Annotated in this window: 12 protein-coding genes; 1 reads left to right on the top strand and 11 read right to left on the bottom strand. The window is 65.4% G+C overall.

The features are described from left to right. The 3 genes from ACESL5_RS07980 to ACESL5_RS07970 all read right to left on the bottom strand — a co-directional run. Positions 1–1,090 (bottom strand): serine hydrolase domain-containing protein (locus ACESL5_RS07980; RefSeq protein ID WP_372592253.1); only part of this gene is annotated, 1,090 nt, incomplete at its 3' end. A 4-nt stretch (positions 1,091–1,094) separates the two neighbouring features. Continuing rightward, entirely contained in the window at positions 1,095–1,949 is an 855-nt protein-coding gene (locus ACESL5_RS07975; protein WP_372592252.1) for a type II CAAX prenyl endopeptidase Rce1 family protein, read from the bottom strand. A gap of 129 nt (positions 1,950–2,078) precedes the next feature. Beyond that, a complete protein-coding gene (locus tag ACESL5_RS07970; protein ID WP_372592251.1) occupies positions 2,079–2,930 on the bottom strand; it encodes a DUF6544 family protein in 852 nt (283 codons plus the stop codon). Positions 2,931–3,019: 89 nt separating this feature from the next. Between ACESL5_RS07970 and ACESL5_RS07965 the strand changes: the two genes are divergently transcribed. Continuing rightward, the gene (locus tag ACESL5_RS07965) at positions 3,020–3,682 is read left to right on the top strand and encodes a helix-turn-helix domain-containing protein (protein ID WP_372592250.1); all 663 of its coding nucleotides are present in this window, start codon (positions 3,020–3,022) and stop codon (positions 3,680–3,682) included. Here the strand turns inward: ACESL5_RS07965 and ACESL5_RS07960 are convergent. The 8 genes from ACESL5_RS07960 to ACESL5_RS07925 all read right to left on the bottom strand — a co-directional run. Beyond that, positions 3,634–4,029 carry a VOC family protein gene (locus tag ACESL5_RS07960; protein WP_372592249.1) on the bottom strand — a complete coding sequence of 132 codons (396 nt, stop codon included), beginning with the start codon at positions 4,027–4,029 and terminating at the stop codon, positions 3,634–3,636. The two genes, ACESL5_RS07965 and ACESL5_RS07960, sit on opposite strands and share 49 nt — an antisense overlap. Before the next feature lie 501 nt (positions 4,030–4,530). After that, on the bottom strand, positions 4,531–5,175 hold the full coding sequence (locus ACESL5_RS07955; RefSeq protein ID WP_372592248.1) for an exopolysaccharide biosynthesis protein: 645 nt from the start codon (positions 5,173–5,175) through the stop codon (positions 4,531–4,533). A gap of 381 nt (positions 5,176–5,556) precedes the next feature. Then, positions 5,557–6,546, bottom strand: a complete 990-nt coding sequence (locus ACESL5_RS07950; protein ID WP_372592247.1) for a CobW family GTP-binding protein — start codon at positions 6,544–6,546, stop codon at positions 5,557–5,559. Beyond that, entirely contained in the window at positions 6,543–8,339 is a 1,797-nt protein-coding gene (locus ACESL5_RS07945) for an amidohydrolase (protein WP_372592246.1), read from the bottom strand. The genes ACESL5_RS07950 and ACESL5_RS07945 overlap by 4 nt, the downstream gene beginning before the upstream one ends. 298 nt (positions 8,340–8,637) lie before the next feature. Continuing rightward, positions 8,638–8,922, bottom strand: coding sequence for a hypothetical protein (locus tag ACESL5_RS07940; RefSeq protein WP_372592245.1), 285 nt, complete (start codon positions 8,920–8,922; stop codon positions 8,638–8,640). A gap of 160 nt (positions 8,923–9,082) precedes the next feature. Further along, complete coding sequence (locus tag ACESL5_RS07935) at positions 9,083–9,610, bottom strand: HdeD family acid-resistance protein (protein ID WP_372592244.1); 528 nt, start codon at positions 9,608–9,610, stop codon at positions 9,083–9,085. 71 nt (positions 9,611–9,681) lie between these two features. Further along, a complete protein-coding gene (locus ACESL5_RS07930; protein ID WP_372592243.1) occupies positions 9,682–11,253 on the bottom strand; it encodes a molybdopterin-dependent oxidoreductase in 1,572 nt (523 codons plus the stop codon). A 216-nt stretch (positions 11,254–11,469) separates the two neighbouring features. Continuing rightward, positions 11,470–12,729 (bottom strand): efflux RND transporter permease subunit (locus ACESL5_RS07925; protein WP_372592242.1); only part of this gene is annotated, 1,260 nt, incomplete at its 5' end.

The raw sequence follows: 12,729 nt of genomic DNA, 5'->3' as shown, positions 1-12,729 counted from the left end.
CGGCATCGGTGTTGATCTGGAAGGCAACGGTGATGCCATGGGCGGCATAGTGGCGCAGGCTCGAGACGTACCCCGGGATCCAGCCGCCATGGCCGTAGACCGGGCCGCGCGGGGTGTCGGCGTAGATCGCAACGCCGGTGCCGTAGAGGATGCCGGGGTCATCCGGGGCCACCGGCGCCCCGTCGAGCATCCGATCGAGGTAGGGGGTGGCGAGCGCCTCGCCATTGAACAGGAGGTGCCCCCAGCGCGCGAGATCCAGCGACGTCGAGGCCAACCCGCCACCGGTCCATTCCACGGCCGGATCCCAGAGCAGCCGGCCGTCGGCGTCGGCGGTGCGGGCGGGCAGACCGAAGGGGTTGCCGGGGACCGTATAGCCGACGGCGAGGCCGGGGAGGTTGCGGCGATCCGAGGGGAAGGTGCCGGTCAGCGCCAAAGGTGTCAAAAAACGCTCGCGCACGACTTCCTGGTAGCGCCGGCCCGTCACCGTCTCGATCACCAGTCCCAGCAGGACATAGCCGGTGTCGCTGTAGGCCCAGCCGGTCCCGGCCTCGAACAACGGTTCCCGCCCGATCACGAAACCCACCAGGTCCTCGGGCGAGAACGCCGCTTCGCCGGCCGCGATGTGGGCCCAGGCGGCCTGGAATGCCGGCAGGTGCACGTGATCCGGCAGGCCGGCACGATGGCGCAACAGATGCCCGATGGTGATGCTGTCGGCGTTCGGCAGAGCGCTGAACCACGGGCGGTCCCCGAGATGATCGGACAGCCTGTCCGCCTGGCTCAGGCGACCCTCGCTCTCCAGTGCCAGCACCGTCGCCGCGACGAAGGTCTTGCCGATGCTCGCGGCCAGCATGGGCGTGTCGGGCGTCATCCTGCGCCCAAACTCGACATCGGCAAGGCCAGTCGCGGCCGTGACGAGCGTTCCGTCGGGCAGCGCGATGGCCGCCGTGGCGCCGGGGAATCCATGGCGCGCACGGAAGTCCTCGAGCGTCGCTGCCAGACCGGCCGAGAGATCGGTGCCATCCCCTGCCGACGCGGGTGCAGCCGCCGCAAGACAACCCATCACACTGACAACAATCAGAAGGGTGCGCATTCCCCTACTCCGCCGCCCCGGGATCCGGGTTCTTCCTCGCCGGCATGACCTCGGTCACCGCGCCTTCGCGCGTGAACATGGTGTCACGGTGCCACCAGACGACGATGACCGCCACGAAGACCAGGATCCACGTGTCCCAGGGCTGCGCATCCGGCCAGAACGGGTTGATGAGCTGCCAGTGGAACAGCATCGGCCAGAGCAGGCTGCCGCGCGTCTGGTTGAAGATCGGCGTGACCAGCACCGCCAGCGCGACGTTGCCGACGAAGAACGGGAGAAAGTTCCAGTCCGCGAATACGGTGCTCGCCAGGAAGAACGCCGGCAGGTGCCACAACCCCCAGGTCGCACCGATCAGCAAGCCGGCCCAGATCGGCGCCACGTGCCGCTGGAGCAAGGGTTGCGCCACGCCGCGCCAACCGAATTCCTCGATCGGGCCGAGAAAGAGCATCATGAACAGAAGCGCCACGACGATGCCAATGCCCTCTGGCGGCAGCGGCGCCACTATCGGGCCACCCTTGAGCAGCGATCCCGCGACAAAGACAAGCGGCAGGCCGACCAGGATGAAGGCCACCCACCCCACCGGGCACCGCCAGAGGAGAAGCCGGGACAGGAAGGCCCGGGCGCCGGACCGGCCGCCGTAGAAAAAGACGATCACGAAGGCGGCGATCGCGGGCGACCACGTCGCGAGGAAGAAGAACGGATGCGTTCCGCTGATCTCGCCGAACCAGGCGGCAGCGGCGTCTGGAAACACGATGTAGACCCCGATCAGCCCCCAGGTGATCAGGAAGGTGATGCCGACAAACGCGATCAGCGCAGCGGTCGGTATCCGGACCCGATGCATGGAACGCGACTCGGTTGGCATCGGCATTCTCCCAGGGATCCGCAGGGCGGAAGTGTGGCGCTTCCTTCGTCTGTAGCACAGCCCCGTGGATCTGGTTCATGGGCAGGCCCTTCCCATAGGGCCCGGGGTATCTGGAGTTCCCTACACCGCTCAGTACTCAACCCGGGTGATTCGTGCGCGAAAGAAGGGGGCGTACTCGGGGGTACCATAGAGGTTACCGATCTCCATCCCGCTGGGGATGGTGAAGCCCTGATGGGTGCCGTGCGCGAGCATCCGCCCGCCGAAGGGTTGCAGGCGATAGGTCCGGTCCGGGTTGGCGTCGGACCAGCGCAGCGTGGTCATCTCCAGCACCCGGCCGGCGGCGTCGAGGGTCAGGTGCATCGGCTCGACGCCGGGCACCTCCGGGAACCGGACCTCCGCCTGATCCGGCCCCGTCTGCGTCCAAACCGCCCCGGACTGCGGCAACAGCGCGGCCGGTGCCCACACGGTCTCCATCACCATGCGCGCAGCGGCGGCGCGGGCGTGGTCCTCGGTGTCCGCGATCCGGGCGACCGGCAGCACACCCCACAACCAGAAGCGCGTCCAGCTCGTACGGCCGTTCCAAAAGCCATCCGAGCCGGAGAACCGGATCAACCCCGAGCCGGCGCGTGCGCGCCAGACGAACCCGTGCGGCGGGGCGAGAACCTGATCGGCGCGCATGGGGAACTCGCGGCCGTTCAGGATCAGCGAGCCTTCCATTTCCAGACGAACCACCTGGTGCAGCGGCGTGCCCGGCGCAATGGCATTCGCGAAATAGCGCTGCCCGATCTCGGGCAGATCGGCAACCATGGCCGGGTCGAAGGAAGCGGGCGCCGCCTCCCGCTGGCTCAGCAACGCGTCCCAGACCGACTGCGTGTTTCGGGCATCGCACACACTGTTCCACAGGCCCATCGCGATTCCCGCAACCCCCGCAACCACGGCGACCGATCCGACCATCTTGAGCGCAAACCGCGCGAGCGCCATCCATTCCTCCGAGCATTCTGCGTGGCGCAATCAAAGCTGGCGCCAGCGCAATCGATCTTTCCGGCTGCCCTGTTGCTATAGCATGAGACATGGTCGTCGACAGCGTCTTTTTTCAGTGGTCCTGCCACTCGGTGGAAACGCAGCCGGTAGCGGTCTTCCCCGATGGCTGCCGCGATGTGCTGATCATCCACCCACCGGGAGCGCGGACGTTCGTCACCCTGACGCCGTTCGATTTCCACCCCCGCCCCGTCGCGCTGCTGCGGGGGACGGCGATCACCGGCTACCGGCTCCGGCCGGGGTCTGCGGTGGACCAACCGGTACTGGACGCAATCGCCGCCGACTCTGCCACCGCTCCCGGGATTCTGAGCCATGACATCGGTGCGGCTGACGACGTCGGTACGGTGATCGATGCGCTGGCGCTTCCAGGAGCCAGCGTGGGTGGCGCAGCCAGGAGCCTCGGCACATCGGTGCGAACCTTGCAGCGGCACCTTGCGGGGCTGCATCTACCGCCTCCCGATTACTGGCGTCTCCTGGCGCGAGCCCGTCGTGCCGCCGCCGTGCTCGCGGACCACGCCTCCTTGACCGATGTGGCCCATTCCACCGGATTCACCGATCAGGCCCACATGACCCGCGAATTCGTGCGCTGGTTCGGCCAAACGCCGGGCGGCCTGCGGCGTCGGCCCAAGGTGCTGGACATGTTGCGTCAACCGGCACTTGGCAACTGGACCGGCGAACAGATTTCCACCAGATAGCCGTTGACGTCGCTGACGTAGGCCGTGGCTTGCCCCCACGGCTCTTCCCGCACCTCCTGCTCCGGTGCCGCACCTGCCGCCAATGCACGGTCCCGGGCCGCGCGCACGTCACTGGTCTCCAACGCCAGCTCGAAAACGGGCTTCTTGACGTCGGGCCTGCCGGGAGCCTTCCCGAGCTGCTGCATCAGCCGGCGGGACGAAAAGGCAAGCTTCGTCTCGCCCGTCGAAAGCTCGCCGTAGTCGCCCGACGGGTGAAGGAACGCCGTTTCCAGCCCGAACGCGCGGCCATAGAAATCGAGGGTGGCGGCAACATCATCGACATAGAGGATCGCGTAGCGAAATTTCACCGGCGTCTCCCGTGGCTTGGATCGAAAAAGCAATCTAGCCCGATGCTCGCCCGACGTCTTGAACAATCGCGACACGAGCTGACTGCCTACGTCCCGGGGCCTTGGTGCCCACAGGCCCAACCGTGCGTATTGCAATTTTGGGTTCTCCGGGATCGAGCCCTGCGACAGAAGATCGCGCCTCGGCTACTGTGAGAACAGGCATGCGCCACTTCCCTGCCCCCCGCGTCCAGGAGCAAAACCGATGAGTTCGACCCGACACCCCGTGCTGGCGCGCCCCGAAAAGCTTTGGCTGCGTGGCCTGATCATGCGGGTTCTGGTGCTGCTGGTGAATCTCGCCCAGACCGTGCTGGGGATCTCCGCGATCCTCCAGTTCCTCTGGATGCTGTTCGCCAGTCAGAGATCCGCTGTGCCCAACGCACCGGGCCGGTGGTGCAGACCGACCGGGGACGTTCACCTCCGCCGTGAAAACGCACATGGGAGGCCTTCGGTGTGCCCGCCGCCTCAGCCGGCCAGCGCGGCCTTGATCCCCTCTTTTATCATCTCGATCCCTTCGAGCCCGAAGCGGATGAAAAAATAAATCACCACCGCATACAGTCCGACGGCCAACACCCCGAGGAGCGCGGCACCGAGGCTGAAAAGCCCGTCCTCCTCGGTCAGCCCGATGCCGGTGAGAAAGATCACGAACGCCGGAAAGGTGTTGGTCAGCGGAATCGGCAGGATCATAAGCCACGCCATGATCAGCACGAGCACGCCCAGAAAAGTCAACCCGCCCCGCGAGCCCACCCAACGCAGGCGCGGACGGATGAGAAATTCCACCTTGCCGAAAAACTTGGTGAAGAAGGACAGCATCCCGTCGAGGAATTTGCCATGCAACTCGGTCCGCGCCATCCGCTGCGGCAGCCAGGGGGACTTCCGCCCGGCCAGCATTTGCAGTGCGAGCACGGCAATGAGGATGCCGAACGGAGTGCTGTAACCCGGTGCCGGCACCGGCAACGCGCTCGGCAACGAGAGGATGATGAGCAGCAAGCCGAAACCGCGGTCGCCGGTCCTCTCGAAGACCTCCCCCAGCGTGAGCCGGTATTCGGCGCGTTCGCGGGCCAGCAAATTGCCGAGAACGGCGGAAAGGTTCTCGCGATGGGTTTCCAACGGGCGCCTCTCCTAACAGGCCGCGCCCACCGGCGCAAACGCCTTCCTTGTCCATGACGAGGATGGGAAGGATAAACGCCCTTTTCAGGAATGGGCAACGGTTTATCCACCGAAAGAGGCGGGAACGAGCCACCCTTCGCGTCCGAAATCCCGCTGAATCCGGGCATCGCCCGTCGCCATATCCGCGCCATTTGAGGCGGGCAACCAGCCGGTATCCTGCCGTGCGAACCCAATAAACGGTTCCGAACGTCAGTTCAAAATCGGACTCGAGCCACTCATCCGCCGTCCCCGACTGGCCGTTCAGGGTCGGCTAGAGACGGCCCATGACCGATAGCGGCAGTGAACGGCCCAGAGCGGGCAGTGAAGAGATCTGAACAGGTGTCAGCAATCCGACTGTTTGCTGACACCCGGGTGATCCCGATCAACGTCGGATGCGAAAGGGGCGCCCGATACTCGCCACATGTTCTGCCCCGCATGGCGATGGTTCGGCAAGTCTTCACGGACGCGGATCGTCACGATCTGGGTGCGGGGAGGCTCGTCGCCCCAACCGCCATCGGCGACCAGCGTCCAGCGGCGGCCTACCTTCTGGTAGAGATGCCGGACCTCCGGCGCGTCGCTCAGTGCGACATGCCCCTTGGCACGGATCGCCAGCCCCATCTGCTCCCGCGCAAGCTCCTCGAACGCGGCCTGGCTCATCGGACCGCGCTCGAGCAGTTCTGCGACGTATTCGGCAGCGTGGTCATGCGCGGCTTCCGGCCCTGCAGTCCAGGCCGCAACCGCAGCCCCGCGGCCCACGCCGAACAGGAGCGCGTACGGCAGCCGCGCCTGTTCGGTCTCCAGTACCGGCACGTCCGGGGCATGGCGGGCGATCAGGGCGCGGGTTTCATTCAGCCGCGCCGGGCTGGGCAAGTCCACCTTGTTGAGCACGATCACATCCGCCTGCCGCAGTTGCGCCAGAACCGAGCGTCCGGCATAGCGGTTCGCGGCCTGATCCGGCAGCTGCTCGGCATCGGCCAGGACGATCACCCCGTCGAGCGGCAGGCGAAATCCGGCGGCGTTGCGCGCAACCTTTCCCGGCTCGGCGACCCCGGAAGCCTCGATGATGATGTGGTCGAACGCGGCCGAGCGTTTGACGATGCGGGCGATGGCCTCGGCCGTGCCGTCGGTCGCGGAACAGCAGATGCAGCCGTTCGTCAGCGAGATCGTGTCACCATCGTGGTTCGCGATCAGGCTCGCATCCACGTTCACCGCACCGAAATCATTGACGATCACCCCGAAGCGGCGGCCGTGATCCTCGGTCAGGATCCGGTTGAGCAGCGTCGTCTTGCCGGCGCCCAGATAGCCGCCGATCACGGTCAGCGGAAGGGTCATGCCGACCTCCGATAAACGCTCGCACCCTCCTTGAAGGTCTCGATCACCTGAAGCTCAAGCATCTCCTCGGGGTCGACCTCCAGGGGATTGCGGTCGACGATCACCAGATCGGCCAGTTTCCCCGGCGCGATGGAGCCCTTCGTGTCTTCTTCAAAGATCTGCCAGGCCGCGTCGATCGTCAGCGAACGCAGTGCCGTCAGCGCGTCGACCCGCTGGTCGGGGCCCAGCACCACGCCCGAGCGCGACCTGCGCAGGATCGCGGTCTGCATCATCAGGAACGGATCGATAGGCGTCACCGAGAAGTCCGAGTGGTTCGAACAACGCAGGCCGCGCTCGTACGCGGCGGCCATCGGGCTGATGAAGGCCGCGCGCTCGGGGCCGGTGTTCTCCACGTGCACATCACCCCAGAAGAAGGTGTGGCCGGTGAAAAACGACGGCGTCATGCCCAGCTCGGCATAGGCGTCGAGCTGGTCGGCCCGGACGAACTGCGAATGGATCACCACGTCGCGCCGCCCGTCGGCCGCTGTCACGCCGGCGGCGCGCAGTGCATCGATGATCATGTCGATGGCGGCGTCGCCGTTGGCATGGGCGAAGACCTGGATGCCCTTGTCCACGAACTCGGCCACTGCGGCGGTCACCATTTCGGGCGGGACCACCGGCGCGCCGACGTGATCCTCCTCGCCTTCGGGGCCACCGGTCAGGAGCGGTTCGGTCCAGAATGCGGTCTTGCCCTGGGGCGAGCCGTCGAGCACCATCTTGATGCCGGCGAGCTTCAGCCGGTTGCGGTAGCGCCCGAAGCTCTGCGCCGCCGTGTCGGGAAGTTCCATCGTGCCGCCCCGGAAATCGGGGGCGTATTCGCGCACCAGCGCCGGGACGTCGAAGATGATCGGCAGCGACACAACGTCGATCACGAGGTGCCCCTCGTCGGCAGCGCGCAACAGGAACTCGAGGTCGGGCTTGTGCGTCGCCCCCTCCTGCGCCGTGGTCACCCCGCGCGAGGTGTAGATCTCCTGCGCCGCCCCCAGCAGGCCGAGCAACGTCTCCGTATCGGGTTTCGGCATGTTGCCGAAGATCGGCAGGAAGGCCGTCTCCATCAGCAGGCCGGCCGGTTCGTTGCTGCCCTCCTTGCGCAGGATCACGCCACCCTCGGGCGTCGGCGTGTTCTCGTCGATACCGTTCAGGGCGAAGCCGGCCGAATTGAGCACGCAGCCATGGTTGGAGACATGGATCAGCATGATCGGATGGTCGGGGAAATGCGGATCGAGATCGTCCCGGGTCAGTTCGCGCTCATCCGACAGCACGGTCGGATCATAGCCGTAGCCGATCACCCACTCTCCCGGCGCCGGCCGGCGTTCGTCCATGAAGGTGCGGATCGTCGTGACAATGTCCTCGATCGAGGTGACGGGGCCGACCGGCGGTCCGGAGACGTTGACCCAGCTCACGATCTGCGGGGCGTTCATGAAGTGGCCGTGCCCGTCGATGAAGCCGGGCAGCAGGGTGGCCCCGTTCAATTCGACGATCTCGGTCCCGGGCGCGGCCAGGGCCATGATCTCGGCCTCCGGACCGACGGCGAGGATCCTGCCGCCGCCGACGGCCACGGCCTCGGCCAACGGCTGCCCCTCCTCGACCGTCACGACGGGGCCGCCGCGAAAGATCTTCTCGACTGGGGTATCGGCCCGCGCCCCCGGCGTTCGGGCCAGACCGAAACCAGTTGCGGCGAACAGTGCCCCTGCGACAGTGGCCTTGATGACAGTCCGGCGCGAGATGCCGGCCGAGGAATGGGAACGTTGCATGTAAGAGCCTCCAGTTTCCTGATGAGTCGGTCCAAACATGCGCACCGGGAACCGGCCACCGGGATCCGACACTTTGCCATGGGCGTCGCGTTCCTGCGGCACCGACCGGTTCGGCACATCGGCACTATAAACTACCTCCTCAGCACCGGTGGTCTTCCTCTCGGGAGCCGGCCGCTCCAGTCGGCGGTCGGTTCAATTCACCGATCGTGTCCGGATGATGCGGCGGGACACGGACTCACCCCCGCGACAGCCCCGGTGCTACCGGCCACACTGTCCTGCCTGTTTCCTTCCTGGGTGGTTAACGACCCCTCGCCTCCTGATTCGCGAGAGCCTTTGTCGTAATCTCGGTGTACAACGCCATCGCGCTGGCCGCGATCTCCTGATATTCAGGGTTCTTCTCCAGAAGCGGCGCAATCGCGCCTGCATCACGGAAGACCTTTTCCAGAAAATCGATATCAGAGTCGGTGAGGACTTCCCCGCGATCAACCCTTTCCTTGATTTCCTTTGCCCGCGGCAACCTGAACTGGGCCATTCTGTCCGCGATTGCCGTGAGAATCCCGACATCCCTTGATATTTCGGCCACGTTGCCTTCCTCCGTTCGTCTGGTTTGCGCGCATTCACCCTGACAAAACGCCCAGAGGCTCGCCTGCGAGCCAGATTCCTGAAAAATAGCGGGACCCTTGCGCGTTATGGATCCAATCAAGAGGTGTTGCCACGCTTCCCGCCGTGTCGCGAAGAAAAGATCAGGCGTTGGACGGTGTGGCCTCACGCCGATCGAGGGAGACGAAGATCATGGAAACCCCGTTCGAGATCAACTCGATAGCCAGGAACACACCGAGGACCACCGCGCTTGACCAGGGGAAATTGGAGAAGATCATCACCGCAAGAAGGATTGATAGCCCCCCCGAGAAGATCAGCAGTAAGCGCGCCCCCGCCGCCAGTGGGGTGAGAGCCATCACGAGTCGCAACACCCCCATCACCAGCATAAGCGAGGCGACCAGGAAGGTCAGCGTGATGATCCCCTCAAGGGGATGCAACACCAGGTTGAAGCCGAACACTGCCATCAGCGCGCCAAGAAGAAGCGCCCAGATGCGTGCCGCCCAGCCCTGATCCTGGAACGCGGAGACGAGGGTCAGGAGGCCGATGGCGATGAACAGGTATCCGATCAACAACTCGGCCGTAACGGTCGCCGCGAAGGGATTGGCAAGAGCCAAGATGCCTGCCGCGACTGACAAGATCCCAACGAAGAGCCATAGAAACCAATTCTGCATACCGTTTCCCAACCCAAAAAAATAGATCTGACAGCTATTTACCCGCGCTCCCAACCCTCTTCGGGGGAATGTCAGCGCGTCGCTTCGAAGACGTAGGCAGCCACATCGTCGATCTGCTCGGGCGTGAGCAGTTGCGTGTACGAAGGCATCGTGCCGACGCCGTTGGCCACCGCCGCGTGGACCTGCTCGAGCGAGGGACCCAGCTCGTCGAGGTTCGGCCCCACGGTGCCGCCGGCCTCGGCCTCGGCGAGCGCGTGACACGTCGCGCAGGTCGGTTGCGCCTGCTCACGGAAGATCGCACGGCCGCGCTGCCCCGCCTCGGAGAGCTCGACGGGGCCTTCGCGCCGACGGCGGCCGCTCGGTGCGTCTTCGGGCGGGCGCAGGCAAGCCTCGTCATCGGCCCCGCAGACCTGCACCACGACGCCCATGTCGCGCCAACTGTCGTTGCCGTAGCCACGTTCGTTCTCGATGCGATTCTCCGGCTGAATGCGTCCGCTCACGGTCGTCACGCGCGAAAAGAGCGGTAGCGCGCCGGCGGGCGCCTCGACGGCGAGGTGGAAGACCCGCCAGGCGTAGGGCCCGAGGTCCGGACCGATGAGCGCCGCCTCGCGCCAGGTCTCGCCATCGCTGCTGACCTCGACTTTCGCCACCGGCTCGGTACCGCCAAAGGCGACGCCGGCGCATTGCACCAACCCTGCCCGCTGCGGCGTACGAGCGGTCGGATAGGTCACGAAAGACTTCGGCCCCATTGCCCACATCGACGGCTGGTCTGTGGTGGCCCCCTGACCGACGTCACGGAATCGGTACCCTGTCGAGTGGATCTTCGCATCGGTCGGCTGTGCGGTGCAGGCGATCTGCTGGACGAACTTGATCTGATTCACGCCGTAGTACCCAGGCACGATGAGCCGCAATGGCCCGCCGTGGACCAGCGGGATGGGCTCGCCGTTCATCTCCCAGGCGAGTAGACAGTCGTCGAGCGCCTTGTCGATCGGGATCGAACGCTCGACGACGACATCCTCCCGCGCGATGCCCTCGGGCAACGGCTCACCACCCGTCGCGGTCAGGAAGCGCGCATCTTCGGAAACGCCGCCGAAGTGTTCGAGCACGGTCGAGACCTTCACGCCGCTCCACACCGCACAGCCTGCCGCGCCCACGCCCCAGGGCGATCCCGAGGGTCCGTGCTCGAAGAAACGCCGACCGTTGCCCGAGCATTGGAGGACCGCGGCAACAGTCATCAGACCGAGGCGCTGCAGCTCGCCAACAGTGATCTGTCCCGGCATGCGTACGCCTTGCACCTGCAAGCTCCAGCCTGCGCGGTCCGCGACGATCTCCTCTGGCGGCAGCGGGAGGTTCTGGCGCACAAAATGACGCGGCGTCGCCGTCACGACGCTCGTGCCGAGGAACTCACGACGTGTTTCCAACGTGGGCGGCGTCATGCCATGGGAGATGAGGGCGTCCATGTCCTTGCCAGGCAGCGTGAGGCGCGCGCTCTCCGTCGGCATCGGCTCGGTCGGCGCCGGCGGTTTCTCCGGACTCTGCTCTTCGCTGCCCACGACCCCGACGAGAAGCGCGCCGCCTCCGACCCCGAGCGCCTGCTTGAAAAAACGGCGTCGGCCCTTCACTCGTGCCTCTTCGCTCATCATTCTTTCCTCCGTCGGCTGGTCCGGTACTTTGTAGCAGTCAGAAAAACATCTGTAAAATGCAATAATAAAAACTTAACCATGCCGATAATGCATCGATCCTCCAAGCCTTGGCGATAACAACGCCCGGTTGCATCAAAACAAAGGCAATGGTCATCGCCGTGAAACACAGCGCCTCCAGTTCGCCCCAAGTCTGTAACAAGCCCCTTAGGGGCAGATTCAGCCCGAGAGGGGGTCGTGTTCCGGAAGTTCGGTGTCTGGCCGGGCTACCTCTGGCGGCTTGCTGCCGAAGCGCTCACGCATTGACTGGACAACGACATAGAGCATCGGGGTCATCAGCGTCACCAGAACCATGGCCGCGATCATTCCCGACATCACGGTGACCCCCAGGCTGACCCGGCTGGCCGCCCCGGCACCGGTTGCGGTGACCAGCGGAACGACACCGAGAATGAAGGCCAGGCTCGTCATGATCACCGCACGGAAACGCAGTCCAGCAGCTTCTCTGGCCGCCTCAACGATGCTCCGACCCTGCTTGTGCAGCTGCATGGCGAACTCGACGATGAGAATGGCAGTCTTGGTGGCCATGGCGACCAGCAGTACCAGGCCGATCTGGGCGTAGATGTCCATCGGCAGGCCAGTCAGGCGCAGGGCCAGGAAAGACCCGAGAAAGGCCAGCGGCACCGACAGCAGGACCGCGAGCGGCAGCGTCCAGCTCTCGTACAGGAAGACCAGAAACAGATAGGCCGCCAGGATCGCGAGCGTGAACAGCAGCACGATCATGTTGCCGGCCTCCAGTTCCTGCAGCGTCTGGCCGGCCCAGGCAAAGGAAAACTCGCCTGGCAGTTCGTCCAGCAGATCTTCCGTGGCCGAGACCGCCTCCATGCTGGAAACCCCGGCGGCCGGCTCACCGTTGATGGTGACGCTGCGGCTGAGATTAAACCCCTCTAGCCGGGTCGGGCCCTCGGTCGGGAGCAGCTGGGCGACCCCGGAAATCGGCACCATATCGCCCGCGGCATTGCGGACCTCGAAGTTGCGCAGGTCCTCGGGCCGCAGGCGGAAGCGTTCCTCGGACTCGAGAATGACGCGGTAGGTGCGGCCGAACTGGCTGAAGTCATTGACATAGATGCCACCAAGCTGGGCTTGCAGGGTCTGGAAGACTTCGCCGAAGTTCAGGCCCAGCAGCTTGGTCTTGTCGCGGTCCACGTCGAGTTCATACATGGGCACATTGGCGCGGAAGTTGTGGCGCACGCGCGTCAGCGCCTCGTGCTCATTGGCCTGGGCGACGAGCGCATCGGCGAATGCGGCCAGTTCGGCTGGCGAAACCTGGGCGATGTCGAGCAGCCGCAGGTCGAAACCGGAGACGACCCCGAGGCCCGGAATGGCCGGAACGTTGAACACCATGACCTGCGCTTCGGGAATCGCCCATAGCTCCGCATTCAGGCGCCCCACGATCGCCGCCGGTTGCAGCTGTGGATCCTC

This window comes from Guyparkeria sp. (assembly GCF_041687595.1).
Taxonomy (GTDB): Bacteria; Pseudomonadota; Gammaproteobacteria; order Halothiobacillales; family Halothiobacillaceae; genus Guyparkeria.
Note: the sequence above shows the minus strand (reverse complement) of the source record. Positions and strands in the feature narration are given on the sequence as shown.

Bases quoted from the DNA above. Each gene is read 5' to 3' on its own strand.
- ACESL5_RS07975 (WP_372592252.1), bottom strand. From the start codon at position 1,949: ATGCCAACCGAGTCGCGTTCCATGCATCGGGTCCGGATACCGACCGCT.
- ACESL5_RS07950 (WP_372592247.1), bottom strand. From the start codon at position 6,546: ATGACCCTTCCGCTGACCGTGATCGGCGGCTATCTGGGCGCCGGCAAG.
- ACESL5_RS07935 (WP_372592244.1), bottom strand. From the start codon at position 9,610: ATGCAGAATTGGTTTCTATGGCTCTTCGTTGGGATCTTGTCAGTCGCG.
- ACESL5_RS07965 (WP_372592250.1), top strand. From the start codon at position 3,020: ATGGTCGTCGACAGCGTCTTTTTTCAGTGGTCCTGCCACTCGGTGGAA.
- ACESL5_RS07930 (WP_372592243.1), bottom strand. From the start codon at position 11,253: ATGATGAGCGAAGAGGCACGAGTGAAGGGCCGACGCCGTTTTTTCAAG.
- ACESL5_RS07945 (WP_372592246.1), bottom strand. From the start codon at position 8,339: ATGCAACGTTCCCATTCCTCGGCCGGCATCTCGCGCCGGACTGTCATC.
- ACESL5_RS07970 (WP_372592251.1), bottom strand. From the start codon at position 2,930: ATGGCGCTCGCGCGGTTTGCGCTCAAGATGGTCGGATCGGTCGCCGTG.